This is a genomic window from Hydrocarboniphaga sp. FW305-C-57, assembly GCF_058783045.1.
The window spans coordinates 249,497-273,811 of the sequence record NZ_JBYSYG010000002.1 but is presented as its reverse complement, the minus strand read 5'-3'; the positions used below and the strand labels follow the sequence as shown (position 1 = coordinate 273,811).

Here is a 24,315-nt window from a genome sequence, read left to right as displayed (position 1 = left end):
TGCTCCTCGAATATCGCGTACCGTTCTATAATGAACAGCATCGTCTATTTGTGAGCGTACGATACTACGCCCTCGCGCGATATGCTCGCCGCGGAATCAGATCGTCGCAGCGGCGGCGTCTTGCTCATGGTGGACAGTGGTCCTCTCGCTCGCCCGCAGTACCGCCATCAAGCTTTCGGCGCTGGTGGCCGAGAGTCGCCGCAGCTCGTCGAAATCCTCGGGAAGGTCGAGATCCAGAGCCAGCGCGTCCATTTGCAGGATGCGCGTTTGAAGCTTCGCGGAGCGTGCCGCCAGCCGGTGCCTGCTGAAGCTGTCGCGGCCGAAGCTCGGAGTCACGATGGCGGGTGGCGAGCAGAGCAGGGCGTTGGTGCCGAGCCGATGCCGATCCGGCACGATGACGACTTGCGCGTGGCGGGCCGCATCGCAGAGCGACTGCAGGGCCGATGCGCCGACCAGTGGCAGATCCCCCGCGAGCATCAGCATCTTGGGCGGGCATTGCGGGCGCAACTGTTCGAGCGCGAACGCGAAAGCGGACGCGGTGCCGCCCTCGGCGTCTTGCAGCAGCGGCCGAGCGCCGAGCGCGCTTGCGAATTCGGCGACTTCAGAGCTCGCGCTGACGACGTGGACCGCACCGATACCCGGAGTGGCATGCAATGCCCTGATCGAGCGCTCGGCGAGCGTGAACAGCAAGCGCCGACGCTGCGCGGGATTCAGCCAGCCGGCGAGGCGGCTCTTGGCACGTTCGGGCGATTTGAGCGCCACCACCGCCCACACCGGCTCCGTCTCCGGGCGATCGCGCAAGGCATTCATTGCTGCCGGGCCGCGCATTGGATCGTCTCATCGCGGAACGGCTCGAGGTCGCCGATGAAAGTGCAGGTCGGCGGCAGGCCATGAAAGTCGGTGGCTCGCGCGGCCGCGGCAAAAGCGGGCACCGCATCGCCGCCGTGCAGCGGCCCGGGATACAGGCTCCAGGCCAATGCATTGGTCTTCGACTTCATCGCTTGGGCAGCCTGGCGATCACGTTTTCGGCGAAGTGCTGCGCCTTGTCGCACCACTCGCGGCGCGTGTTCGCGCTGAGCCCGATCGCGCAGCCGCTGACGCCCATGGCTTCGAACTGTCCGATCTTGTCGACGAGTTCCGCAGGCGTGGGCTTCTCGCCCGGAGACACGATGCTGCCGAGCACGATCGTCGGCGCCGTCGTGCGTCCGATCTTTTCGCAGTGCTCGCGCAGGTAGGCGAGGCCGCCCGCGAGGTCTTCTTCGCCATTCATCGCGGCCGTGCGCGCGGTCGACGAGAGTTGAGCCCCGGTGAAGAACGGATACCAGCCGTCGGCGAGTTCGGCCGCGCGACGGATCGCGCGCTTGGAGTTTCCGCCGACGAGCAGCGGCGGATGCGGCTTCTGCACCGCCGCGGGTTTCACACGATTGCCGAGCGCTTCGTAGCCGCTGCCTTGGAACGTGAACTCATCGCTGCTCAAGGCGGTTTTCAGCGCGACGAGATATTCGTCCATGATCTCGTTGCGTCGCTCGAAATCGACGCCGAGCGCCCGATACTCGCCCTTCAGATACCCCGCGCCGAGTCCGAGCGTGAGCCGGCCTTTCGAATACAGGTCGAGCGTCGCCACCGCGCGCGCGGTGATGAATGGATTGCGGTAAGGCAGCACGAGAATGCCGGTCTGCAGGCGCAGGCGCGTGGTCGCCGCGGCGACGAACGACATCATCACGAACGGATCCTGCGCATAATGTCCGCCGCCGTCGAGCCAGCGCCCGGTCGGACACGGATGATCGGTGACGTTGCCACCATCGAAGCCGAGGCGTTCGGCGAATTGCGCGACTTCGACGACCGCTTCCGGCGTCAGGAATTCGGCTGGATTCTCAACGTGATCGAAGGGCAGGGTGACGTTGATCTTCATATCGTGCTCGTCGGCCGATGCATACGTGATTTCAGGGCGCGATGTCGCCGGTCAGCGTCCACTTGCCCGCGCTGTTGCGCTGCCAGCCCGACGAGGCCCAGGAGCCACCGTCGACCGGAATGACGATGCCGGTGACGTAGCTGCTCATCTGCGAGGCGAGGAACACCGCGACGCTGCCGCATTCGCTGTCGATGCCCTCGCGGCCGAGCGGAATGCGCCTGTTGATCGCCGCGGTCTGCGCGGGCGCCGGCAGGATCCAGCGGCTCGGATCGACCGGCCCGCTGTGGTTGCCGCGAAGGCCCGGCGTGACGGTGACATCGGGCGCGATCGCGTTGACGCGGATTCCGTGATCGGCGAATTCGAGTGCGAGCGACCGCGTGAGATTGTTGAGGCCGGCCTTGCAGGCCGCGTACACCGCGAAGTTCGGCGCGGCGCGCGAGGCCTCGATGCTCGTGACGTTGATGATCGAGCCGCCGCGGCCCGCACGTATCATCACCGGCACCGCCGCCGAGGTCGCTGCGAGCACGCTGATCAGGTTCAGATCGATGTGCTTGCGCCAGGAGCGTTCGGATTGCTCCAGGAACGGCCGGCCGCTGACGCCCCCCGCATTGTTGACGAGAATGTCGATGCGGCCGAAAAACTCGGCCGTACGCGTCACCAGCGTCTCGATCTGCGCGGTGTCCATGACATCGGTCGGCACCGCGAGCGCCTTGCGGCCGAACTCGCGCACGCGGTCGGCAGTCTCGATGCAACGCTCGGGAACGACGTCGGCGATCGCGACATCGGCCCCGGCCTCGGCGCAGGCGAGTGCGATGGCCCTGCCGATGCCGCCGCCACCGCCCGTGACGATGGCGACCTGATCCTGCAGTGAAGCGCTGGCTGACGGCATGGCAGTCCCACTTCTCCTCGACGGCCGTGGCCTCCGTGCGTTGCGGGGCTCAAGCTCTCAGCTGATGCGGGCGCCGATGGCCTTGATCTCGGTGAAGTCCTCGATGCCTTCGAGGCCCCATTCGCGCCCGACGCCGCTCTGCTTGTAGCCGCCGAACGGCAGATCGCCCGTGATGCTGACGCCGCCGTTGACCGACAGCGCGCCCGCGCGAATACGCTTGGCCACGTTCATCGCCCGCTGGTGCGAGCCGAACACCGCGCCGCCGAGGCCGTAGATGCTCTCGTTGGCGATGCGCACGGCATCGTCGTCGTCCTCGTAGGCGATCACGGTCAGCACCGGCCCGAAGATTTCCTCCTGCGCGATGCGCATGCTGTTGTCGACGTCGACGAAGCAGGTCGGCTCGAAGAAGAAGCCGTTGCCCTTGTCGGGGCGAACCTTGCCGCCCGCGAGCAGGCGCGCGCCTTCCTGCTGGCCAATGTCGATGTAGCTCTTCACGCGCTCGAGCTGCTTCTTCGAGATCAGCGGGCCCATGATGCAGGTCGGCTCGTCGAGCTTGCCCCACTTCTCGGCGTAGCCGGCATAGGCCTTCTCGAGGATCGCGACGGCCATCGCGTACTTGCTCTTTGGTACGAGCAAGCGCGTCGGATATGCGCAGCCCTGGCCGGCATGGAACACCACCATCGAACCGGCGATGACCATCGGGAACGCCTGCTCGGCGACGTCATCGAGCACCAGGAACACCGACTTGCCGCCGAGTTCGAGGAACACGCGCTTGAGCGTGTCGGCGCCGTTGGCCGTGATCTTCTTGCCGACCGCGGTCGAGCCCGTGAACGAGATCAGATCGACGCGCGGATCCTTGGTCAGCATTTCGCCGGCGGTCACCGGATCGCCGCTCGTGACCACGTTCAGCACGCCCTTGGGCAGGCCGGCTTCGATCGCGAATTCGCCGAAGATCGCGCCCATCGCGGGTGTGTCCGGAGCGGGCTTGAGCACCACCGTGCAGCCCGCGAGCAGCGCGGCGACGACCTTGCCGACGTTGATGTACAGCGGCACGTTCCACGGCGTGATCGCGCCAACCACGCCGGCCGCCTCGCGCAGCACCACGCGCTTGGTGTCGAAGCCGCCTTCGTTCTTCACGCCGCGGTCTTCTTCCCACTTCATGCGCTGGAACTCGGACAGCAGGCCGTCGGCACCGTTGAGCGCGCCGTCGATCTGCGCGCGGAACGCGGCGCCCGGCGCGGCGCCGGCTTCGATCTTGGCGATCTCGACGAGGCGATCGCGATTCTTGTAGAGCAGATCGCGGAACTTCTTCATGAGTTCGTGGCGATGGGCGTGATCCGTCGACCAGCTCGTGGTGTCGAACGCCCGGCGGGCCGCGGCGATCGCCGCATCGACGTCCTCGGCCGAAGCGTCGGCCGCGTGGCCGATGACCTCACCGGTCCAGGGGCCGATGTTGTCGTAGGTCTTGCCGCCCTTGGCCGGTCGCAGTTCGCCATCGATAAAGAGCTGGGTCTCTAGCAGTTGCATCGTGCCTCTCCGTGTTCGCGCCGCAGTGGGCGGCGTTGAGATGTGTCGTTTGAGCGGTATTCAGTTCGTCGAAATCGCATGCTGGGCGGCGACATAAGCCCAGGTCATCGTCGGCCCGATGCTGCCGCCGGGGCCGCCTTCGACCGGGCCCATCACCGAGGCCGTCGAAGTGCCGGTCGCGTACAGGCCGGCGATCGCCGTTCCGTCGGGCCGCAGCACGCGCGCATGCACGTCGGTGACCAGGCCGCCGAAGGTGCTGACGTCACCCGGATAAATCGTCATCGCGTAGAACGGGCCCTGCTCGATGGGCCCGAGCGTCTTCGCATCGGGCTTGAGCGGATCGCCGGACCATTCGTCGAAACTGTGCTCACCGCGATGGAATTCATCATCCACGCCGCGTCGCGCGCCGTCGTTGTAACGCTCGACGGTCGAGCGCAGCGTGGCCGGATCGATGCCGCAGTCGGCGGCCAGCGCCTCGAGCGTGTCGGCCTTGCGCAGCGTCTTGCTGTCGAACCAGGCCTGCGGTTTCTTCGGACCCGGCATCGAGCCCGCGAGCATGTAGCTGTTGATGTACTGGCTGTCGACGATCATGTAGCTCGGCACGGCCGGCGTCTGCCGGTTGCGCTCGAGCATCTTGCGGCAGATGTCGGTCGGCGCTCCGCTCTCGCGCATGTAGCGCAGGCCGCCCTGGTCGACGACGATGCAGTGCGGCTTCGACGTATCGAGGTTCGGCTTCACGCGCTGCGCGCCCGGAGGCAGCGTGATCTGCATGCCGATGCGCTGATCCATCTGCGCGACGGCGGCGCCGATGCGCTGGCCTTCTTCGATCAGTTCGCCGAGGTCTTCTTCGATCACGCTCGACCACTCGGCTTTCACGCCCGGCATGTACTGGTCGAGCATGCGCTGGTTGCGCGCGAAGCCGCCCGCGTTGATCAGGACGCCGAGCCTGGCAGCGATGCGCTGCTCCGCGCCGTCGTGGCCGACGACCACGCCACTCACGCGATCGCCTTCGACGATGAGCTGCTTGACCGGCGATTGCGTGCGCACCTCGGCGCCGGCCTTGAGCGCCGCGTGGAGCATCTGCGCCTGCAGCGCCTGGCCCGCGGTGACGCGCTGCTTGCCCGTGAACTTGTCCGCGATCGCGCGGCCGATCACGCGGAACAGCACTTTCTTGGCAGCCTTGCTGCGCTTCATGAGCGGCAGCTGCATGGCTTCGTCGAGATTCGCCGGCAGCGGCAGAAAGCCCGGGCGCAGCTTGTCCTTCCAGGCTCCGAGCTGCTTGATATCGAACAGCTCCGATACCACCGCGCGGCCCGGCACCGATTCGCCAGGCGCCTTGTAGTGATCCGGATACGACGGGATACGCCGCAGCCGGATGCCCTGCTCGACGAGGAAATCGATCATCTTCGGCGCCGCATCGACGAAGGCGAGGCGACGCTCGCGGCTTGCGCCGGGCATGTCGGGGCGATCGCCGATGACGGCGTCGAGATAGGCGATGGCCTGCTCACGGCTGTCCGCGACGCCCGCTTCCTTCATGAAGCGGTTGTTCGGAATCCACATCACGCCGCCCGAGGTCGCGGTGGTGCCGCCGACGAGCTCGGCCTTTTCGAGCACGAGCACGCTCTTGCCGGCCTTGCGCAAGGCCAGCGCGGCGCAGAACGAGCCCGCACCGCTGCCGACGATGACGAAGTCGAAGGTCTCGCTCATCGCGCCTCCGAAGGCTCAGCCCGCCCTGTGGGCGTGCAGGTGGACGTTGACCATGTGCAGGTCGGGCGGGGTGTCGAGGATTGCGCGGAACGCATTCGTCACCGAGTTCACGTGCGACAGCGGCTGCTCGCGCAGATTGCGGCCGACCGCCGCGTTGGCCTGCGCGAAGCGCATCGCCACCTGCGGGTCCCAGTTCGGGGCCTTCATCTCGTCGATCATCATGCCGCAGCGCACGTTGGTCACGCGGATGCCGGCGGGCTTGAGCTCGTGATAGAGCGCTTCGGAGAAGCGATCGAGCCCGGCCTTGCTGCTCTGGTAGACCGACAAGAACGGGAACAGCATGCCGACCGATTCCGAGCTGACGTTGATGATGTGGCCGCCGGTTCCGAGCAGCGGAATCGCCGAGCGCACGCAGAGCATCGGGCCGGCGAGGTTGGTAGTGACGATGCTCATGATCTGCGCATCGCTGGCTTCGGCGATCGTGAACGGCTCGTAGACTGCGGCGTTGTTGATCAGCACGTCGATCTTCGGATGCTTCTTGGCGATCTCGGCGAATGCGGCCTTGACCGATTCCGGCGAGGCGACGTCGCATTCGACGGCCATCGCGCTGGCGCCGAGTTCCTCGGCCACCGCCTGCACTTTCGACAGCGTGCGACCGAGCAGGACGACCCGCTCGCCGTCCTTGACGAAGCGGCGTGCGAGCGCGCGGCCCAGGCCGATGCCGGCTCCGGTGATGACGATGACTTTCGACATGCTGGTTCTCCGATTCGTTTTGTCGTTGTTAGCCCTGCGGGCCTTGGTATTGGTAGACCGAGAAGTCGCCGCCGTAGGCGATTCCACCCTTCCACTGGCGCGTGCCGCTGATCTTCTTGAAGTAGTGCACCGTGCGCGCCATCGAGGCCGAGCTCGAGCGCGGCTGCATCGCGATTCCGCTCGGGCTGCGGCCGCCCGCGCGCGCGGAGAAGTCGCGGATCGTGAACAGCAGGTCGTCGGTCTGCTGGGCGCACAACACGAGCTGATCGCCCGGGCAGTAGCGCTTGGGCTCGATCTGCAGTTCGGACAGCTGGCCGCGCTTCATCGCCACATGGCCCGGCACGTTGGTGACTTCGATGCTGTGCACCTTGTCGTAGTAGTCCTGGTATTCGGCGTAGCGGCCGATGGTGTAGTTGGCCAGGATCACGCTGACGCCAGACAGCGGCTCGTCACGCTGCCAGTTCGGGCTGCCTTTCCAGTCCGAATACAGGCGATAGCTGTAAAGCCGCTCGTTCTCGCCGGCGTCGTCGATGAGCCCGCCGTCGCGCGCTTCGGCGATCAGCGGACCGAGCGCAGGAAGATCGATCGCCGGGTTCGGCAGATCGAAGTCGTACAGGCTCATGAAGCGCCAGGGCTGCGGAATGTCCACCATGATCTGCTGCTTGGCGATCTCGAAGCGATCGGCCTGCTTGAAGCCGCGCAGACGGGCGAGCGCCTGCTGATGCGGGCCGTCGAACCAGACGGCGTAGTCGGCCTCGCGGCCGGCCGGCACGTTGTGCAGGTGAAGCGTGCTGTAGAGCGCCATGATGATCCTTGGGTTTTCTATTCGACGGTTGTGTCGATCAGGCGGCGGGAACGCGCTGCAGGTCGAGGTGCAGGCGCGTGAGTCTGGACGCGGCGATCTTCCATTCGCCGCCCTCGCGCACGTAGCGCTCGTGATAGTGGCCGTAGCCCGTGAGCCCGGCGATGCCGACCTTGGCCGCGCGCTCGGCATCGAACACCACGCGGTCCTGCATCGCCCAGATCACGCGTGCTTCATCGTCGCCCGTGAATTCGATTTCGGGCGTATGCACCTGGTGCGCGGTGCGGGCATTGCCGATCGACGCCTGGATCTGCGCGATCGCCGCGTCGCGTCCGCGAATGACGGGCAGGCTGCTGCCTTCGCTGACGTCGAGTTCGAAGTCGGCGGTGAACAGGCTCGCATAGCCGTCCCAGTTCTTGGTGTCGAGAAAGCGGCAATAGCGGGCCTTGGTGCGGCTGATCGCCAGGCTGGCCTCGAGTTTGTCTGTGGCGTTCATGAGCGTCGTTTCGTCAGCGTGTCAGGTCAGCGTGTCAGGTCAGCGAGGCACCGGCATCGACGGTGAGTGTCTGGTTGGTCACGTAGCGCGCGGCCGGCGAAGCGAAATAGAGCACCGCGGCGCCGATGTCTTCGGGTTCGCACATGCCGAGCGGCGGCTTGCGCCGGCCCGGTCCCGCGGTGGCCGGGCCGCGAGCGCCGATCGCGCCCGGCGTGATTACGCCGCCCGGCAGCACGGTGTTGACGGTAATGCCGTGTTCCACGAGTTCGAAGGCGCTGGTCATGCCCAGCGACAGCAAGGCGCCCTTGGAGGCGGCATACGAAGCCAGGCCAATGACCGACGGCACACGCGCGCTGTTCGAGGCGATGTTGACGATGCGCCCGCCATTGCCGGAGGCGACCATCGCGCGCCCGAGTTCGCGCGTCATGAGCATCGGTCCGCGTGCGTTGACCGCCATGATGCGGTCCCATTCGCCGACGCTGGTTTCGAGCAGGGCCTCGCGATCCTGAAGGCCGGCGTTGTTGACGAGCAGCCAGGGCGTGCCGAGACGGGCGAGCAGATCGGCGCAGGCGCTCGTCACCGAGACCTCATCGGCGAGATCGAGAATCACGACGTGCGCAGCATGGCCTTGCCCGGCGAGTTCGCCGGCCATGCGTTCAGCGGCAGCGGCATCCCGATCGGCAATGACGACGGCCGCTCCTGCACGCGCAAGCACCCGCGCGATGCCCGCACCGATGCCGCTGCCGCCGCCGGTGACGAGCGTCAGCTTGCCGTGCAGGTCAAAGCCAGGCGATGGGCCGGTCATCTGCTTGCCACTCCTCCTCTCGTCGCGTTTCGTCGCATCCGCGAGCCAGGCCGGTGAGCCCGCCACGTCGATGTCGTCGGCCCTGGTGAGGGCATTTTTTGGCCGGCTTGTCGCCGGCTCTCTTCGACGGGAATGTACCCGTCCGTCGTTACTCGTGCGAGGTTCGCCCGCGCTTCTTGCCGCCCTGGTCAACAGGACTGATCATGGGCCCGCCGAGCCCGGCAAAACCGGACAAGGCGGCTTGCTCCCCTGTGCAAATCGCCCTCTTTCTTATGGTCGACACTGTTGTTGGTTAGTGGAGAGTAGGATACATTTGCTTAGCAGGCTCAGCAAATATAAAACACGGTCGTTGGAACAGCTTCGGCGGCGGTTCGCTCGAGCTGGCCAAACGCTCGCAATCAAGCACCCAAAACGTGCGTCGGAGAAGGCCATGAAGATACGCATCGAAAAGGCATCCTGTGTCGGTAATGCGCGCTGCGCTGCCGTGTCGGACGAGCTTTTCAAGCTCGATGACGACGGTTACATCGCCGTCGAGGAAATCGACGTCCCGCCCGGCCAGGAGCAGCTCGCCAAGCGCGGAGCTCGGGCCTGCCCGGAACGCATCATCTTCGTCGAAGAGTAGCTCCGGTTCGCCGGACCGACTCTTCAGACTGACTCGACCCCAAGACTTTCAACGGATCGAATCCTTTCGACGGATCCGATCTTCGATCGAGGCGGCTCCGTCTGCCTCGTCCACAGCGAGACGGCAGGAGCGCAGAATGACCGATTTCCTCGGCTACAAGAACAAGCGTGTGGTGGTGAGCGGCTGCTTTTCGGGCATGGGCGAGGCCACGGCCAAGCTGCTGCTCTCGCTCGGTGCCGAAGTGCATGGCCTCGACTACAAGCAGACCCAGCTGAACCTCGCCTCGTTCACGAGCGTCGATTTGCGCGACCCGGCTTCCATCGATGCGGCCACCAAGAAGATCGGCGGCAAGGTCGATGCGTTGTTCAACTGCGCCGGCTTGCCGCAGACCTTCCCGCCGCTCGATGTCATGAAGGTGAACTTCGCGGGCACGCGTCACCTGACCGAACAGTTACTGCCGTACATGTCCTCGGGCTCGGCGATCGCGAGCATTTCGTCGAACGGCGGCCTCGGCTGGAGCCGCCGCGTGCCGGTGCTCATGCAGGTGATGCAGACGCAGGGCTTCGATGGTGCGATGAAGTGGTGCGAGGAGAATGCCGAGACCGTGCGCGAAGGCTATTCGCTGTCTAAGGAACTCGTCATCGTCTGGACCATGCTGGCCTCGCAGAAGCTCATCAAGCAGGGCATCCGCATCAACTGCACGATGCCGGGCCCGACGCAGACGCCGATGATGGCGCACTTCGAATCGGCGACGAAGGCCTCGGTGCTCGAAGCCGCCGCGCAGCCGATCAACCGTCGCTCGACTCCGGACGAGCAGGCCGGCCCGCTGGTGTTCCTGAACAGCGATGCGGCGAGCTATGTCAACGGCGTCTGCTTCTACGTCGACGGCGGCTTCATGGGCGGCCTGGCGACCGGCCAGATCGATCCGCGCTCGTTGATGGGCGGCTAAAAGCTCGTGAGAGCACAATTCGGACAATGCAGTACGCGGCGGCGAACAGCCGCCCGCTGAAGCGAAAGAGGAGCCAAATGACGAACGCAGCCACACTGAGCCCCGCCGTCCCCAAGCCCGCACACGTGCCGGACGCGGTGGTCTACGACTTCGACATGTTCGCCGATCCGGCCTACGTCGCCGATCCGCACAAGCGCATTCTCGATCTCGTGCGCAACGCGCCGCCGATCTTCTGGACGCCGCGTAACGGCGGGCACTGGATGTTGCTGAGCCACGAGGCCAACTTCACGGCCTCGCGCGACATCGAAACCTTCTCGAGCAACTTCATCCCGAAGGAACGCCTAGCCGCGATGCAGGCGCAGATGCCGCGGCATCTGCCCTTGCCGTTGCCGATCAACGTCGATCCGCCGGATCACACCAAGTACCGGGCTCCGCTGCAGCGCGTGTTTTCGCCCAAGACGATCAACGCGCTCAAGGACAGCATTCGCGAACTGGCCGGTGAGCTGATCGACAAGGTCAGGGCCGACGGCAAATGCGAATTCATGAGCGCGATCGCCGAGCCGCTGCCAGTGGTGGTGTTCCTGAAGATGCTCGGCCTGCCGGTCGAGCGCATGGAGGCCTACCGCGAGATCGTCTCGCAGCATCTGTCCGATCCGACGCCGAATCCGGTCGACAGCATCAAGAAGCTCTGGCGCATCGTCGACAACATCAAGGACGTGCTCGAAGCACGTCGCGACAATCCGCAGGACGACATCATCAGCCTGCTCTGGCAGGCCGGCATCGACGGCAAGCCGACGACGATGGAGGACATGGAGAACTACTCCGTGGTGCTCTTCATCGCCGGGCTCGACACCGTCATGAACGGCATCGGTCACGGCGTGCGCTATCTGGCCACCGACCTGGCCCTGCAGGATCGTCTACGCAAGAACCCCGAGCTCGTCGGCGACGCCAGCGAGGAGATGCTGCGCCGCTTCACGTTCACGGTGCCGCCGCGCATCATCGGCAAGGACTCGACGTTCATGGGCGTCGACTTGAAGCGCGGCGAGCGCGCCATGCTGTTCCTGCCCGCAGCCGATCTCGATCCGAAGGCGTTCCCGCAGTCGGACACCTACGATCTCGATCGCGAGAACAAGACGCACATCGCGTTCAACGCGGGCCCGCATCGCTGCCTGGGCTCGCATCTCGCCCGCGTCGAACTGCAGGTCTGCTACGAAGAAATGCTCGCGCGCCTGCCGCAGTTCCGGCTCGATCCGGCGCATCCGCCGACCTTCCATTGCGGCCACGTCGTCGGCGTCGGCTCGCTGCATCTGCTCTGGGACGTCTGAGTGGCCGGATACAACACCTCGGCGACGCGCCCGGTTCCGCGACTCGACGCGGACAACCGCGCGTTCTGGACCGGTGGCGCGGTCGGTGAGTTGCGCATCCACCGCTGCCAGGACTGCAAAGGCTTCGTGCATCCGCCGCGCCCGGTGTGCCGGCATTGCCTGTCGGACCGTGTCGCGCCCGAAGCGGTCGCCGGCACCGGTGTGGTGGATACCTTCACGGTGAACTACCAGAAGTGGTTTCCGAACATGGAGGTGCCGTTCGTGATCGCGCGCGTCGCGCTCGACGGCGCTCCGGGCGTTTACCTGACGACCAACATCGTCGGTTGCCCGGTCGAATCGGTGGACATCGGCGATCGCGTGCGCGTGCGCTTCGAGCAGCATCCGCAGGACGCCGAAATCTTTCTGCCGCTGTTCGAGAAGGCCGAGGCATGAAGAACGTCGAGGCTTACATCAGCGGTGTCGGCCAATCCGAAGTCGGCATCAAGCTCACGCGGCATCCGCTGCTGCTGACGGTCGATGCGGCGCGCGAGGCGCTCGCCGAGGCCGGCTTGAGCATCAGCCAGATCGACGGTGTTTCGACCTACCCGGGCAAAGTCGCGCCGATGCCGGGCTTCTCACCGATCGGAGCAGATGAGCTCGTCGATGCACTCGGCATCAAGGCGACCTGGTACGCGGGTGGCGGTGAGATCACCTCACAGCTCGGCGCCGTGGTCGCGGCGGCTGCCGCGATTCGCGCGGGCCAGGCCCGCCATGTGCTGTGCTTTCGCACCGTCTACGAGGCTGCCGCGATGGCGCGGCCGGACGAATATCCGACCTGGCGTCGCGACAAGACCGACGGTAACTCGCAGTGGTTCTCGCCGTTCAATGCGCTGTCGGCAGTGACCTGGACCGCGCAGTACGCGATGCGCCACGTCAAGAAGTACCGGCTCACGCGCGAGCAGCTCGCGCAGATCGCGATCACCGATCGTGCGAACGCGGCGCTCAACCCACGCGCGCTCGTGCGCGAGCCGTTGTCGATGGACGAATACCTGTCGGCGCGCATGATCAGCTCGCCGCTGTGCCTGTTCGATTGCGATCGCTTCACCGATACCTCGACCGTGATCATCGTGTCATCGGGCGACGCGCTCGATGAGGTCAAGTGCACGCCGATCCGCATCGCCGCGATGGCCGGAACGGTCGAACGCCTGAGCTGGGACCAGGCCGAATGGATGGCCTGCTACGCGACCGGCAGGGATCTCTGGAAGCGCACCGACTACAAGCCTTCGGACGTCGACACGGCCCAGCTCTACGACGGCTTCAGCTTCCAGTGCCTGGCCTGGATCGAATCACTGGGCTTCTGCGAAATCGGCGAGGGCGGCAAGTTCATCGAAGGCGGATCGCGCATCGCGCTCGACGGCGAGCTGCCGCTCAATACCTTCGGCGGTCAGATCGGCGCGGGTCGCCTGCATGGCTTCGGTTTCGCGCACGAGGCGGTCACGCAGCTGCGCGGCAATGGCGGTGCGCGCCAGATCAAGGGCGAGCCGCGTGTCGCGGTCGCGGCCTCGGGCGGCGGTCCGCTCGCGACGGCCCTGCTGCTCACGCGCGATTGAGACGATGGCTTCGGACCTCGCCCCGCTCGACGATCTGCCCGGCTTTCGGCGCCGCTTCGCGGTGGCCGTCGGCGACGGCTGGGTTCGCAGCGCGGTGGAGGACGACTACCACTGCATGCGCGTGACGATTCGCCACGACGGCGCGCGCGCCGTGTCGGTGACCGGCGAGATGATTCGCGCTCCGTGGACGACGTGTCCGAACGCCGGCCTGCAGCTCAAGCAGACCTTCGAAGGCGTGGCCTTGAGCGAGTTTGCCGCACGCGGGGAAAAGACGAGCAACTGCACGCACCTGCACGATCTCGCCGTGCTCGCGGCGACGCATGCGTTCGATGCGCAGGCCCTCGATTACGAAATTCTGGTATCGGACCCGATCGACGGCCTGCGCCATGTCGAGATTCGCCGCGACGGCAAGCCTGCGCTCGGCTGGATCGAATCGGGCATGCGCATCGTCGGGCCGGCCGAGATCGCCGGCCTGACGCTCGACAAGCTGCGCCCGTGGATCGACACGCTGAGCGCCGAGCTACAGGAAGCGGCCCGCCTGCTGCGCTGGGCCAACATGATCGCCAACGGACGCCAGATTCCGATGGACCGGCAGTCGGACGCGAGCCGCATGCCGTCCAATTGCTACACCTTTCAGCCCGGACGCAAGGAAGTCGCCAAGCGAGTCGGGCTCATTCGTGATTTCAGCCGGCAGATCGCACAGCCGCTGGACGAGATTGCCGTTGCATTCTGAGTGCGTGATGCACTCGATGCCGCGCTGAGGCGCCGAGGAGGAACGATGAAGATGAACGACATGGTGATCGTGAGTGTCGACGATCACATCAGCGAACCGCCGGACATGTTCAAGAAGCATTTGTCCGGTGACGACCTGGCGAGCGCGCCGACCTTCCGCATCGCCGACAACGGCACGAGCTTCTGGGAATACCAGGGCATGAAGATGCCGTCGGTCGGACTCAACGCGGTGGTCGGCCGTCCGCTCGAGGAATACGGCATGGAGCCGACCGCGCTCGAACAGCTGCGCGAAGGCTGTTTCGACGTGCACGCGCGCATCGGCGACATGAACGTCAACGGCATCGCGGCCTCGCTGAATTTCGGCAGCTGCGTCGGCTTCGACGGCGGGCGCTTCCACAAGGCGCCCGACAAGGCCAAGTCGCTCGTGCATTTGCGCGCCTACAACGATTGGCATGTCGACGAATGGTGCGGCGCGTATCCGGGCCGCTTCATTCCATGCGGCCTGCTGCCGACCTGGGACATGAACGCGACCGTCGCCGAACTCAAGCGGCTCGTCGGCAAGGGCTGCACCACGGTTTCGATCAACGAGAACCCGACCACGCAGGGCCTGCCGAGCATTCACAACGAATACTGGGAGCCGTTCTGGAAAGCGGTGGCCGATCTCGACGTCGCGATCTGCCTGCACATCGGTGCCGGCAATCCGGCTCCGCATGCCTCGATGGAAACGCCGATCGAGGCTTGGATCACCACGATGCCGATGTCGATTTCGGTCGGCGCGGCGGACTGGCTCAATCTCGCGGCGCTGCAGCGCTATCCGACGCTCAAGATCGCGCTGTCCGAAGGCGGCATCGGCTGGATTCCGTACTTTCTCGAACGCGCCGATTTCAGCCATAGCCGCCATCAGTTCTGGACCAACTCGCGTTTCAACTTCGGTGATCTGAAGCCGAGCGACGTGTTCAAGCGGCACTTCCTGAACTGCTTCATCGACGATGCCTTCGGTCTCAAGAATCTCGATGCGCTCAACGAGGACCTGGTGTCCTACGAATGTGACTACCCACATTCGGACAGCCTTTGGCCGAACGTGCCCGAGCGCCTGTACGAGACCGCGCAGCACCTGAGCGACGAGCGCATCGACAAGATCACGCATCGCAACGCGGCGCGCTTCTTCAATTTCGACCTGTTCAAGCATCACCGTCGTGAGGAGCTCACGGTCGGTGCGCTGCGCGCCCAGGCGAAGGCGGCCGGCGTCGACGTGACGCCGAAATCGTCGGGCGGCGCGGCGCCGCTCGAAGCCGGTGAAACCCCGCGCGTGATCACCTCGGGCGATTTGATGCGCATGTTCTCGCATCACGCCAGGGCGGCCTGAGGCGGGCTTTTTCGAAACACAAGAGTCGCAGCGGCATCCGGGAAATTCCTCGGAGTCGTCTGCGGATGATCAGCGGCAACGAGAGAATGAGAGAGGTGATGTCATGAGTGACGACAATCGCGCGGACGAGCTGGCAAGCCAGGCGCGCAAATACTGGTCGGCCGAGGGCTATACAGCCGGTGGAACGATCCGTGAGGTCGATTACGCCTCGCAGTCCGGCGGCCTGCATCCGAGCCTCAAGGGCATCAAGATCGTCGATTGCGATACGCACGTGACCGAAGCGCCCGATCTGTTCATCGCGCAGGCACCGGCCGCGCTCAAGAGCAAGATGCCGTACGTCAAGCGCGTCGACGGCGTCGATCGCTGGTTCGTCGGCGAGCGCGATTTCGGCACGCTCGGCGGCAACGTCATCCGCAAGGACAACAACAAGCTGCTCGGCCGCCTCGCGTTCCAGACCATCGACGAAGGCCACTCTGGCGCGTACCTGACCAAGGAACGCCTCGCCGCGATGGACGACATGGGTGTCTGGGCGCAGATCTGCTACCAGAACTCGGGCGTCACGCAGCCGGGCTCGCTGATGTCGCTCGGCGACAAGGAACTCGCGCTCGCCATCATCAAGGCTTACAACGACGGCGCCGCCGAGCGCCAGCAGGAATCCGGGCAGCGCCTGTTCACGATGGCCCATCTGCCGATCTGGGATCAGAAGGCGATGGAAGCCGAAGCCAAGCGCTGCGTCGACATCGGGCTCAAGGGCTTCGTGATTCCCGATACGCCCGAACGCATGGGCCTGCCGTCGTTCATGGAGAAGTACTGGGACGGCTTCCTCGACCTCTGCAACGACACCGAGCTGCCGATCAACTTCCACCTCAACGTCGCGATCGATCCGAACGCGCTGTCCTGGAAGGGCTTCGTGTTCGAGCAGACGCTGTCGGTGGTGGCGACGATGTTCTCGATCGCCAATGCGGCGACGCTCGGCAACTGGCTCGTCAGTGGCCGTCTCGACCAGCATCCGAAGCTCAAGATCGGCCTGATCGAAAGCGGCATGGGCTGGATCCCGTTCGCGCTCGAAGCGCTCGAGCACCAGTTCGACGAAATGCTCGCGGGCAAGAAGGGCCTCGTGAAGCGCCGTCCCTGGGAATATTTCAAGGACCACTTCTGGGTCACGTACTGGTTCGAGAAGGTGGGCCCGAAGCTGCTGCTCGAAACCGTGGGTTACGACAAGGTGCTGTTCGAAACCGACTTCCCGCATCCGACTTCGCTGTATCCCGGCGTGCAGGACCACATCGTGGCGACGCTCGGCGATTACGACTATGAGGTGCGCAAGATGGTGCTGCAGAGCAACGCGGCCAAGCTCTACAAGCTGCCGTTCTGAGCTTGATCGCTGCAACGAAAGCGCCGCGGATTTCCGCGGCGTTTTTGGTTGTACGACCGAAAACTACGACTTCTTGCCCGCCCCCAAGGCACTGTCGACGATCGCGATCTCGGACTTGAGCCACATCGTCTCGCTGAGGTTCGATCCGCCCGATTCGCTCAGCAGGCGCTGCAGCGCGTCCTTCTTCACGGCGAGCGAGTCGCTGTGCGTCGGCTCGGTCGCGAGTGCGATGTCGAGCAGGTGCAGGGCCGCGAGCGCTTCACCGGCGTCGAGCTTCCGGCGCGCGCGCTGGCTCAGCGGCCCCGCGCCGCCCACGAGTTCGGCGAGATCGGCATTCACGCTGCTGCGCGGAACACCGTAGAGGCCGGTCGTCGAATCCTCGTAATGGAACCAGCCCGAAAGCTCTTCCCAGATGCTGCGCACGGCCCAGCGCACGTTGCCGTGGAACTCGCCGATCTGCAGCTCCGCCGGCAGGCGAATCTCGCGCATCGCCTCATGCACGGTCTTGCCGGCGTTCATCGCCTCGATGACAGCGCGCCTGAGCCAAGCCATCGCGTCGTACATCTTGTCGAGGCTCGCGCGGATGTAGTCGGCACCGCGTATCGGCTCGCCGTGGCCGGTGATGAGCAGGTCCGCGCCGAGCTGGCGGACGCGATCGAGCGAATGCAGGTAGCGCTCGACCAGGCGAGGCCGGTCGCCACGAATGGTGACGAGGTTCGGTACGGACAGAAACACCGGGCCGAACAGATTGCCGGTGAACGCGATGCGCTCGTTCGGCATCCACACGACGAGCGATTCGAGCGCTTCGCCGCCGGGCGTCGAAATCACCTCGAAGCGGCGTCCGCCCTGTTCGAATTCGTAGCGACGATCGACCACGATCTCGGGGATCACGCGCGGAGGTTCGGGCGGCTTGCTGCCGCGATTGAGCGTACCGGCCCAGAGCTTGGCCGAGCGGCGGCGCAGGAAGGGCCCGAGCTCGTCGAAATAGTTCCAGTTGCCGACGAAGCGCTTCTCGCCGATGACCTCGGTGCCGGGCTCACGCAGCAACGGAACGCCGCCGTAATGATCGGCATGCGCCTGCGTGAGAATGATCTTGCGCAGCACCCCGCTGCGCCTGGCCGCGAACAGCTTCCTGTTGCGCTCGGCGTTGTCCATGAAGCCGCTGTTGACGAGCACGTCGCCATCGGCCGTGTTGATCAGATAGGCGTTGGAAATATCCTTCACCATGAAGATGAAGTCGGTGATCGCCACCGCCTCGGTCTGCTGGTCGCCCGCGCGCACCAGGTCGGCGAGCAGGGGCTTGTCGTTTTGCGCGCTCATGCGTCGCTGAACTCCACCATGACTTTGGCCGATTGCGGCGTCGCGGCGACGCCGAAGGCTTCGACGACGTTCTCGAACGGATAGCGATGGCTGATCAGGCTGGCGATCTTGTCGCGCAGGCGCGGCAGCGCGGCGATCACCTCGGGCATTTCGGTCGGATAGCCGACCGCGGTCGTGATCGTCATCTCGGTCGTCAGCATCGCGCCGAGATCGAGCGGAACCGGCTTGCTGTGCGCCGCGGTGACGACCAGGCGCGACTGGAATTTCGCCATGCGCACGACGTCGGAAACGATGTTCGGTGCGCCGGCCGCATCGATGAAGGCATCGGTGCCGACGGTTTCGCGGCTGAACACACGGCCCTTGCCGTGCAGCTCGATCAGGCGTGTGCGCAGATCTTCCTGGGTCGGATCGAAGGCGACGCGCGCGCCGAGCGCGAGCGCGCGTTCGCGGCGCTCGGGCGCGAGATCGAGCGCGACCACGTCGGTGATGCCGCGATCGACGAGCCATAGCACCATGCCGAGCCCGATCGGCCCGCAGCCGAACACCACCACCTTGTCGCCGGCCTTGACGTCCATGCGATTGACGCCGTGCATCGCCACCGCGAGCGGTTCGGTCATCGCCGCGATGTCGTAGGGCAGGCCCACCGGCATCGGCAGCAGGCTTTCGCCGAGCTTGGCGCCGCGCACGAGCAGCTCTTCGGTGAACGCGCCTTCGGGGCCGCCGCTGCCGACGTAGCTCGGCGTCATCATCGGATTGATGATGACGGGCTGGCCCACTTCCACGCCGGCCACGTCCTTGCCGACGTACAGCACTTCGCCGGCCGCTTCGTGTCCGAGCGGCGTGACGCCGCCCGGCTTGCGATGGATGCCGCCATGCTTGATGTAGGTCAGATCACTGCCGCAGATGCCGCAGGCCTTGATCTTGACGACCACGTCCTTGTCGCCCGCCTCCGGACGCTGATATTCGTCGAGGCTGAACTGGTCGACTTCATGGATGTTGAGGATGCGTCCCATGGCGATGTTCCTGTGCGGTCGGCGTTGCGGACGTACGGGCAGGACCGGCTTACATCACCATGCAGCCGCCATCGACAGTGATGGTTTCGCCGCTGATGAACGAGGCGGAGTCGCTCGCGAGGAACGCGGCGATGCCTTCGAAGTCGGCCATGTAGCCCACGCGCGGAATCGCGTTCTTGGCGAGCATGAACTGGTCGAGCGGCGAGAGTTCCTCGCTGGTTCCGGTCATGCCGGTCTTGATGTAGCCCGGCGCGATCACATTGGCGCGAATGCCGTATTTGCCGAACTCCGCCGCCATGCCGCGCACGATCGCCGCGACCGCCGCCTTGGAGCCCGCGTAGTGCGGCTTGCCTGCCAGGCCCTTGAAGATCGACAGGCTGCCGCAGGCGATCAGCGAGCCGCCGGGTTCGCCGGCTTCGGCGCGCGCCACCATGAGACGCGCGCCTTCGCGCAGCGTGTAGTAAGCGCCATGCAGGGCCACGTCGAGGAACTTGTGATAGTCGTCGGTCGACAGCGTGAGCGACGATCGCGAGGACGGCGGCGGCCCGGCGTTGGCGATCACCGTGTCGACGCGGCCGAATTCCTTCAGCACGGCTTCGTAGCCCGCGATGATCTCGGCCTCCGACGACACGTCGACCTTGCGCGTGGAGACGCGCACGCCCAGGGCTTCGAGTTCGGCCCTGGCGGCCGCGTTCTTCTCTTCGTTGCGCGCCCAGATCACCACGTCGCCGCCCTGCTTGGCGATGCCGCGCGCAAAGCCCAGGCCGAGGCCGCTGTTGCCACCGGTGATGACCGCCACCTTGCCGCTCAGGTCGAACAAACCTTTTGCCATCGTTCTCTCTCCGTCTCGCGTGGACCGGGTCTGGCCCGGTCGCTGAAAAACCTAGTCTCCGCGCGAGGCTCAGGCGCGACAACGCGCAACGATGTCGATGCCGAGCCGTAATGGCGAGGCCGGGACTCGTTGTCCAGACCGGGATTGCGCAGCCCGGAACAAAAAAGGGGCGCGGTGTTCGCCGCGCCCCGTTTTTTACGTTCTGCAACCGACCCGCGTGAAGCTTAGAAGTTGTAGCGCAGGCGTCCGCCGAACATGCGTGGCTGGCCGACCTGCCGCGACTCGAAGCCCAGCGCGCCCCAGGTGCCGGAGACGTAGGTCGCGTATTCCTCGTCGAGCACGTTGGTGCCGAACAGCGAAATGTCGAACGAGCTGCCGAACACTTCGGTCCAGTTCAGGTTGACGTTGAGCAGCTGGAAGCTCGGCAGCATGTCGTACGGCGTTTCGGTGCTGCCGGCCGTGCGGCGCTTGCCCGTATAGACGTAGGTGAGGCCCAGATCGACGTTGCCGATGTCGGCATCGAGCGGCAGGCGATAGGTCAGCGTGCTCACCACCGTGTGATCGGGAGCGAACGGCAGTTCGTCGCCTTCCACCGCGATCGGCACGCCGGTCAGCGCGCCGTTCTGGCGGACGAGCGCGGTGCGGTCTTCCTGCTTGACCAACTCGGTGTCGAGGAAGGAGTACGACACGCCCGCGGTCAGGTCGGTGACGAGTTCGAAGAAGGCTTCGACTTCCACGCCCTGGATGATCGACTTGCCGGCGTTGAAGATCGTCGTGGTGGTGCCGTCCTGGCCCGAGATATAGCCGAACTGCAGCTGCTGGTCGGTCAGCTCGTTGTAGAACGCGGCGACGTTGAAGCGGCCCGGAATCGGACCGCCGAACTGCGTCTTGGCGCCGATCTCGTAGGTGTCGACCGTCTCGGGATCCCAGGTGTTGATCGGCGGCACGCCATCACGCGGAACCGCCGCCGCCATGTTGATGTTGCCCTGGCGATAGCCGCGCGTGTACTTGGCGTAGCCCATCACGAGTTCGTTGGGCTTGTAGCTGAGTTCGAAGGTGCCGGTCGGCGCATCGCTCTTGGTCTTGGCCGACACCGGTGTCACCGTCGGCGCGTACGGAATGCCGAGCGGGTTGTAGCGGCGCTGCGTGCGCGTGCCTTCGCCGGTGGTCTTGTCCCAGGTGTAACGCAGGCCCAGCGTCGCGCTGAACTGCTCGGTGAAGTGATAGGTGCTTTGCGCGAAGATGGCCTTGTTCAGGTACTCGGTCTCGAACGCGTAGGTCTGTACGGCGCCCAGCGGCAGCGGTGAATTCGGGCTCGGCGGCAGCACACCCGTAAGATCGGCGCAGTTCGGAGCATCGCTCTGCACCGTGGCCTGCTCGCAGTTCAGCAGCGAAGCGCCGACGTTGCCCGAGAGGCCGTCCGGCAGGCTGTTCTCGAAGTACAGGCCGCCCTGCCATTCGAGCTTGCCGTCGAAGGAGCTGCCCAGCAGCTGGATTTCCTCGACCCAGGTTTCCTGGCTCGTGACCGGGAAATCGGGGCTCGTGTACGAGGCGCCCGGAATGCCCTCGCGACCAAATGCCGTCGGGAAGTTGTTGCCGAACACCGCCGAGGTGTTGTCCGTCTCGAGGTGCGAGTACGCGAGGATGTTCTTGAACGTCACCTCGTCGGTGACATTCCAGGTTGTCGTGTTGATCGCGCGCTTTTCCTTGATGGCGGTCACCGGATCGGAAACCGTGCTCGCCATGTCGTAAAAGCCGTCCTTGCCAAGCGCCTGCTGTTCGGCGAGCTGATTCCGGCAGGCCGCGGTGTAGCCGAGCAGGCCACCGACCGCGGAGGCGCCCGGATCGCTGCATGCGAACAGCGTGGCGGTGTTGCCGTTGGTGTCCGAATCGACGTACTGCAGGATCGTGTAGTTCTCGATCTCGTCGGTGATGTTCCAGATTGCGCTGACGCGATACGTGGTGTAGTTGACGTCGTTGAAGTCTCTCGCGCCGATGCCGGTGTAGTTCTTCAGGTAGCCATCGCGCACGTTGTGGTCGATGCCGAAGCGCAGCTTGAAGCTGTCGACCACCGGCACGTTGACCACCGCCTGCTGGCGGAAGTTGTTGTAGTTGCCGTACGTGACTTCGCCGTAACCCTCGAAATGATCGGTCGGACGCTGCGGCGTGATCAGCACCGCGCCGCCGGTGGTGTTGCGGCCGAACAGCGTGCCCTGCGGACCCTTGAGCACCTGCACGTTCTGCAGGTCGAAGAAAACGCCGGGGCCGGCGCCGTCGCCCGAGGTCTGCACGCTCTGGCCACGCGGCGCGATCACTTCGGCGAAGTAGGTGCCCACCGAGGCGGTGGTGCGCAGATCCTGCGTGAAGCCGCGAATCGCGAACGAGGCGTTGTCGTTGCCGAAGCGGCTGTTGGCCGCCAGCGAAGGCGTGTAGCTGGCGAGATCCGACGCGCCGGTGATGTTGGCGTTGGACAGCTGCTCGGGCGTGAACACGGTGACCGAGATCGGCACGTCCTGGGCGCTCTGCTCGCGACGCTGCGCGGTGACGATGACCTCTTCGATGCCGTTGCGCTGGCGCGCTTCGGGCTCGGCGGCCACTTCGGCCGGCGCTTCGTCCTGCAGCGTGATGACGCCGACCGGCTCCTGCGCTTCGGCCGGAGCCGGTGCAGTGGCTTCCACGGGCGCGGCCGGCGGGTTCTCCGGAGCGGGCGCGGCGGCATCGGTGGTTTCGGGTGCCGACGTCGGCACGCTCTCGAGCTGCGCGGCGGCGTTCAAACAAACGCCGAGGCCCAGGCCGAAGCCCGTTGCCGTGATCAGTCTCTTGTTCATCACATCTCTCCTCGATTCACGGGCTCTTCGCCCAATCCAACACGCCTGTCGGCATGTGGTTTTCGGTTATGGAGATGGCTCGATCCAGGTTGTTGCCCGGTGCCGGTCATCTCTCCTCTCTGGTGTGAAGGCGCGCATGTACCGCCTTCGCTTTCTCTCTTTCAGTGCTTGAGCTTGCGAGCCACTCCCGAGTCAGCCTTGGTCGAGCCGTACATGCCGTGCCCGCCTGCGGGTATCACGACGAACTGCTTGCCTTCGATCTCGTCCGTCGCCAGATCGAAGGCGCGGAACTTGTCGTCGGGTGTGTAGCCGGTGAGCGCAAGGCCGCCGGGGGTGATCGAGGGGTCGCCAGCGCCCGGCGCGCCGGGCTCCGACGAAACCGATTCGAATTTCCCGATGCTGCCCAGCGGAATCTCCCAACGAATCTTTCCGGGCGACATATCTACCGGAGTCGGCTGCGCCCGGGGCGGTGTAGTGCACGGAGTGCCGAGTGGAGAAAGCAGGGGTTCCATCTCGGTCACGTAACGGATGCCTTATCGAATGCGCCGCGGCCCCAGTCCGAACCGCCTGCGACGCTGGAAAACAGCAGGCTGCACTCGAAGTTCCGCGATGCGCAGACGGGGCCGCGATCGGGCAGGGAACGGCGGTCTGGCGGCAGGATCTGCTCGGACAGCAAGATGCGCTCCTCTGTTGTGCGCCGCGCACGCGAGGTCTCTGCCTCGATGTCTCCAAGGGTTGCGGCAATTCGTTGTAGAGCTACTTTAGCGCTAATGGACACAGGTGTCCATTAGTGAAATGAAATCCGCGCAGGCCTTCAGGATGGGCGTTTGAGCGAGCCCGCGCTGGAGGTCTTGATCCGCGGTTGATCGGCATCTGATACGAAGATGCCCTTGCGCAGGATGCGCGTCCATTCGATGGTGAAGCGCTCGGCGAGGCTGTCGACATCGCCTTCGTGCTGGTAGCTCAGCATGATGATCGAGGCCACCGAGCCGAGCAGGATGAACGACAGGATGTTGAGGTCCATGTCCTTGCGCGCCTGGCCGCTCGCGACGAAATATTCGAGCGAGCCCATCAGCAAGCGGTGCAAAGGCTGATCGGTGCGAAAGTCCTTGCCTGCGAGCGCATCGGCGAGCAGCACGCGGGACGCTTCGCGGTTGTTCAAGATGAGTCTGGCGACGCGATGCACGCGATCCTCGGTCGAGTTCGGATCGAGTTCGCCCATCACCGATTCGAGCAGGCGCTCGGACAGCCAGGACTTGGCTTCGCGCAGCAGATGATCGCGATCCTGGAAATGCTGGTACGCGACGCCACGGCTTACCTTGGCGATGCGCGCGGCTTCCTTGAGCGAGAGCGCATCCGCCCCTTTCTCGGCGACCAGGTCGATGGTGGCCTGCAGCAGCTTGGCACGCGTCTGCGTCGGGTTGCGGATTCTGGATTTGGTCGAAGCTCGCTCGCTCATCGCCGGTGGGCTCTACG

At 65.3% G+C, this 24,315-nt stretch carries 25 protein-coding genes; 8 read left to right on the top strand and 17 right to left on the bottom strand.

Going from position 1 to position 24,315, the window contains the following annotated elements; all coding sequences use genetic code 11:
* Positions 1-96: 96 nt before the first annotated feature.
* Genes cofC through AC3WUM_RS05555 form a run of 10 tightly spaced genes read right to left on the bottom strand, consistent with a single transcriptional unit; the run spans position 97 to position 8,891 of the window.
* Positions 97-810 carry a 2-phospho-L-lactate guanylyltransferase gene (cofC, locus tag AC3WUM_RS05600; protein WP_492409213.1) on the bottom strand — a complete coding sequence of 238 codons (714 nt, stop codon included), beginning with the start codon at positions 808-810 and terminating at the stop codon, positions 97-99.
* Entirely contained in the window at positions 807-998 is a 192-nt protein-coding gene (locus AC3WUM_RS05595; protein WP_492409212.1) for a hypothetical protein, read from the bottom strand. The genes cofC and AC3WUM_RS05595 overlap by 4 nt, the downstream gene beginning before the upstream one ends.
* Positions 995-1,912 (bottom strand): LLM class F420-dependent oxidoreductase, encoded by a 918-nt coding sequence (locus AC3WUM_RS05590; RefSeq protein ID WP_492409211.1) that lies wholly within the window; start codon positions 1,910-1,912, stop codon positions 995-997. Before AC3WUM_RS05590 ends, AC3WUM_RS05595 begins: the two co-directional genes overlap by 4 nt.
* Before the next feature lie 31 nt (positions 1,913-1,943).
* Positions 1,944-2,801: an SDR family NAD(P)-dependent oxidoreductase gene (locus AC3WUM_RS05585; protein ID WP_492409210.1), complete on the bottom strand. Its 858-nt coding sequence runs from the start codon at positions 2,799-2,801 to the stop codon at positions 1,944-1,946.
* Between the two features lie 57 nt (positions 2,802-2,858).
* Complete coding sequence (locus tag AC3WUM_RS05580; RefSeq protein WP_492409209.1) at positions 2,859-4,328, bottom strand: aldehyde dehydrogenase family protein; 1,470 nt, start codon at positions 4,326-4,328, stop codon at positions 2,859-2,861.
* 60 nt (positions 4,329-4,388) lie between these two features.
* Positions 4,389-6,035 carry an FAD-dependent oxidoreductase gene (locus tag AC3WUM_RS05575; protein ID WP_492409208.1) on the bottom strand — a complete coding sequence of 549 codons (1,647 nt, stop codon included), beginning with the start codon at positions 6,033-6,035 and terminating at the stop codon, positions 4,389-4,391.
* A gap of 15 nt (positions 6,036-6,050) precedes the next feature.
* On the bottom strand, positions 6,051-6,788 hold the full coding sequence (locus AC3WUM_RS05570; RefSeq protein ID WP_492409207.1) for an SDR family oxidoreductase: 738 nt from the start codon (positions 6,786-6,788) through the stop codon (positions 6,051-6,053).
* A gap of 28 nt (positions 6,789-6,816) precedes the next feature.
* Entirely contained in the window at positions 6,817-7,593 is a 777-nt protein-coding gene (locus AC3WUM_RS05565) for a hypothetical protein (protein WP_492409206.1), read from the bottom strand.
* Between the two features lie 37 nt (positions 7,594-7,630).
* Complete coding sequence (locus AC3WUM_RS05560) at positions 7,631-8,086, bottom strand: nuclear transport factor 2 family protein (RefSeq protein WP_492409205.1); 456 nt, start codon at positions 8,084-8,086, stop codon at positions 7,631-7,633.
* A 34-nt stretch (positions 8,087-8,120) separates the two neighbouring features.
* The gene (locus AC3WUM_RS05555) at positions 8,121-8,891 is read right to left on the bottom strand and encodes an SDR family NAD(P)-dependent oxidoreductase (protein ID WP_492409204.1); all 771 of its coding nucleotides are present in this window, start codon (positions 8,889-8,891) and stop codon (positions 8,121-8,123) included.
* A 430-nt stretch (positions 8,892-9,321) separates the two neighbouring features.
* Between AC3WUM_RS05555 and AC3WUM_RS05550 the strand changes: the two genes are divergently transcribed.
* From AC3WUM_RS05550 to AC3WUM_RS05515, 8 genes are all read left to right on the top strand, one after another.
* The gene (locus AC3WUM_RS05550; RefSeq protein ID WP_492409203.1) at positions 9,322-9,513 is read left to right on the top strand and encodes a ferredoxin; all 192 of its coding nucleotides are present in this window, start codon (positions 9,322-9,324) and stop codon (positions 9,511-9,513) included.
* Positions 9,514-9,649: 136 nt separating this feature from the next.
* Entirely contained in the window at positions 9,650-10,462 is an 813-nt protein-coding gene (locus AC3WUM_RS05545) for a coniferyl-alcohol dehydrogenase (RefSeq protein ID WP_492409202.1), read from the top strand.
* A gap of 77 nt (positions 10,463-10,539) precedes the next feature.
* Entirely contained in the window at positions 10,540-11,787 is a 1,248-nt protein-coding gene (locus AC3WUM_RS05540) for a cytochrome P450 (protein WP_492409201.1), read from the top strand.
* Positions 11,788-12,219, top strand: coding sequence for a Zn-ribbon domain-containing OB-fold protein (locus tag AC3WUM_RS05535; RefSeq protein WP_492409200.1), 432 nt, complete (start codon positions 11,788-11,790; stop codon positions 12,217-12,219).
* Positions 12,216-13,376: a thiolase family protein gene (locus AC3WUM_RS05530; protein WP_492409199.1), complete on the top strand. Its 1,161-nt coding sequence runs from the start codon at positions 12,216-12,218 to the stop codon at positions 13,374-13,376. Before AC3WUM_RS05535 ends, AC3WUM_RS05530 begins: the two co-directional genes overlap by 4 nt.
* A 4-nt stretch (positions 13,377-13,380) precedes the next feature.
* The gene (locus AC3WUM_RS05525) at positions 13,381-14,109 is read left to right on the top strand and encodes a DUF2889 domain-containing protein (protein WP_492409198.1); all 729 of its coding nucleotides are present in this window, start codon (positions 13,381-13,383) and stop codon (positions 14,107-14,109) included.
* 45 nt (positions 14,110-14,154) lie between these two features.
* Positions 14,155-15,474 (top strand): amidohydrolase family protein, encoded by a 1,320-nt coding sequence (locus AC3WUM_RS05520; RefSeq protein WP_492409197.1) that lies wholly within the window; start codon positions 14,155-14,157, stop codon positions 15,472-15,474.
* A 103-nt stretch (positions 15,475-15,577) separates the two neighbouring features.
* A complete protein-coding gene (locus tag AC3WUM_RS05515; RefSeq protein WP_492409196.1) occupies positions 15,578-16,846 on the top strand; it encodes an amidohydrolase family protein in 1,269 nt (422 codons plus the stop codon).
* A 63-nt stretch (positions 16,847-16,909) separates the two neighbouring features.
* Here AC3WUM_RS05515 and AC3WUM_RS05510 read toward each other — a convergent pair whose 3' ends face one another.
* The 7 genes from AC3WUM_RS05510 to AC3WUM_RS05480 form a co-directional block, all read right to left on the bottom strand.
* Complete coding sequence (locus tag AC3WUM_RS05510; RefSeq protein ID WP_492409195.1) at positions 16,910-18,166, bottom strand: MBL fold metallo-hydrolase; 1,257 nt, start codon at positions 18,164-18,166, stop codon at positions 16,910-16,912.
* Positions 18,163-19,179 carry a zinc-dependent alcohol dehydrogenase gene (locus AC3WUM_RS05505; protein ID WP_492409194.1) on the bottom strand — a complete coding sequence of 339 codons (1,017 nt, stop codon included), beginning with the start codon at positions 19,177-19,179 and terminating at the stop codon, positions 18,163-18,165. Before AC3WUM_RS05505 ends, AC3WUM_RS05510 begins: the two co-directional genes overlap by 4 nt.
* Before the next feature lie 49 nt (positions 19,180-19,228).
* Positions 19,229-20,011 carry an SDR family NAD(P)-dependent oxidoreductase gene (locus AC3WUM_RS05500; protein WP_492409193.1) on the bottom strand — a complete coding sequence of 261 codons (783 nt, stop codon included), beginning with the start codon at positions 20,009-20,011 and terminating at the stop codon, positions 19,229-19,231.
* A gap of 224 nt (positions 20,012-20,235) precedes the next feature.
* Complete coding sequence (locus tag AC3WUM_RS05495; RefSeq protein WP_492409192.1) at positions 20,236-22,839, bottom strand: TonB-dependent receptor; 2,604 nt, start codon at positions 22,837-22,839, stop codon at positions 20,236-20,238.
* A 161-nt stretch (positions 22,840-23,000) separates the two neighbouring features.
* On the bottom strand, positions 23,001-23,351 hold the full coding sequence (locus AC3WUM_RS05490; RefSeq protein ID WP_492409554.1) for a hypothetical protein: 351 nt from the start codon (positions 23,349-23,351) through the stop codon (positions 23,001-23,003).
* A 5-nt stretch (positions 23,352-23,356) separates the two neighbouring features.
* A complete protein-coding gene (locus AC3WUM_RS05485) occupies positions 23,357-23,515 on the bottom strand; it encodes a hypothetical protein (RefSeq protein WP_492409191.1) in 159 nt (52 codons plus the stop codon).
* A 138-nt stretch (positions 23,516-23,653) separates the two neighbouring features.
* Complete coding sequence (locus AC3WUM_RS05480; RefSeq protein WP_492409190.1) at positions 23,654-24,298, bottom strand: TetR/AcrR family transcriptional regulator; 645 nt, start codon at positions 24,296-24,298, stop codon at positions 23,654-23,656.
* Between the last annotated feature and the right edge of the window lie 17 nt (positions 24,299-24,315).

Coding starts and splice junctions, on each gene's coding strand:
- AC3WUM_RS05590 (WP_492409211.1), bottom strand. CDS start 1,912: ATGAAGATCAACGTCACCCTGCCCTTCGATCACGTTGAGAATCCAGCC.
- AC3WUM_RS05550 (WP_492409203.1), top strand. CDS start 9,322: ATGAAGATACGCATCGAAAAGGCATCCTGTGTCGGTAATGCGCGCTGC.
- AC3WUM_RS05595 (WP_492409212.1), bottom strand. CDS start 998: ATGAAGTCGAAGACCAATGCATTGGCCTGGAGCCTGTATCCCGGGCCG.
- AC3WUM_RS05560 (WP_492409205.1), bottom strand. CDS start 8,086: ATGAACGCCACAGACAAACTCGAGGCCAGCCTGGCGATCAGCCGCACC.
- AC3WUM_RS05555 (WP_492409204.1), bottom strand. CDS start 8,891: ATGACCGGCCCATCGCCTGGCTTTGACCTGCACGGCAAGCTGACGCTC.
- AC3WUM_RS05585 (WP_492409210.1), bottom strand. CDS start 2,801: ATGCCGTCAGCCAGCGCTTCACTGCAGGATCAGGTCGCCATCGTCACG.
- AC3WUM_RS05500 (WP_492409193.1), bottom strand. CDS start 20,011: ATGGCAAAAGGTTTGTTCGACCTGAGCGGCAAGGTGGCGGTCATCACC.
- AC3WUM_RS05525 (WP_492409198.1), top strand. CDS start 13,381: ATGGCTTCGGACCTCGCCCCGCTCGACGATCTGCCCGGCTTTCGGCGC.
- AC3WUM_RS05495 (WP_492409192.1), bottom strand. CDS start 22,839: ATGAACAAGAGACTGATCACGGCAACGGGCTTCGGCCTGGGCCTCGGC.
- AC3WUM_RS05490 (WP_492409554.1), bottom strand. CDS start 23,351: ATGGAACCCCTGCTTTCTCCACTCGGCACTCCGTGCACTACACCGCCC.
- AC3WUM_RS05520 (WP_492409197.1), top strand. CDS start 14,155: ATGAAGATGAACGACATGGTGATCGTGAGTGTCGACGATCACATCAGC.
- AC3WUM_RS05510 (WP_492409195.1), bottom strand. CDS start 18,166: ATGAGCGCGCAAAACGACAAGCCCCTGCTCGCCGACCTGGTGCGCGCG.
- AC3WUM_RS05480 (WP_492409190.1), bottom strand. CDS start 24,298: ATGAGCGAGCGAGCTTCGACCAAATCCAGAATCCGCAACCCGACGCAG.
- AC3WUM_RS05540 (WP_492409201.1), top strand. CDS start 10,540: ATGACGAACGCAGCCACACTGAGCCCCGCCGTCCCCAAGCCCGCACAC.
- AC3WUM_RS05530 (WP_492409199.1), top strand. CDS start 12,216: ATGAAGAACGTCGAGGCTTACATCAGCGGTGTCGGCCAATCCGAAGTC.
- AC3WUM_RS05515 (WP_492409196.1), top strand. CDS start 15,578: ATGAGTGACGACAATCGCGCGGACGAGCTGGCAAGCCAGGCGCGCAAA.
- cofC (WP_492409213.1), bottom strand. CDS start 810: ATGAATGCCTTGCGCGATCGCCCGGAGACGGAGCCGGTGTGGGCGGTG.
- AC3WUM_RS05580 (WP_492409209.1), bottom strand. CDS start 4,328: ATGCAACTGCTAGAGACCCAGCTCTTTATCGATGGCGAACTGCGACCG.
- AC3WUM_RS05575 (WP_492409208.1), bottom strand. CDS start 6,035: ATGAGCGAGACCTTCGACTTCGTCATCGTCGGCAGCGGTGCGGGCTCG.
- AC3WUM_RS05505 (WP_492409194.1), bottom strand. CDS start 19,179: ATGGGACGCATCCTCAACATCCATGAAGTCGACCAGTTCAGCCTCGAC.
- AC3WUM_RS05570 (WP_492409207.1), bottom strand. CDS start 6,788: ATGTCGAAAGTCATCGTCATCACCGGAGCCGGCATCGGCCTGGGCCGC.
- AC3WUM_RS05565 (WP_492409206.1), bottom strand. CDS start 7,593: ATGGCGCTCTACAGCACGCTTCACCTGCACAACGTGCCGGCCGGCCGC.
- AC3WUM_RS05545 (WP_492409202.1), top strand. CDS start 9,650: ATGACCGATTTCCTCGGCTACAAGAACAAGCGTGTGGTGGTGAGCGGC.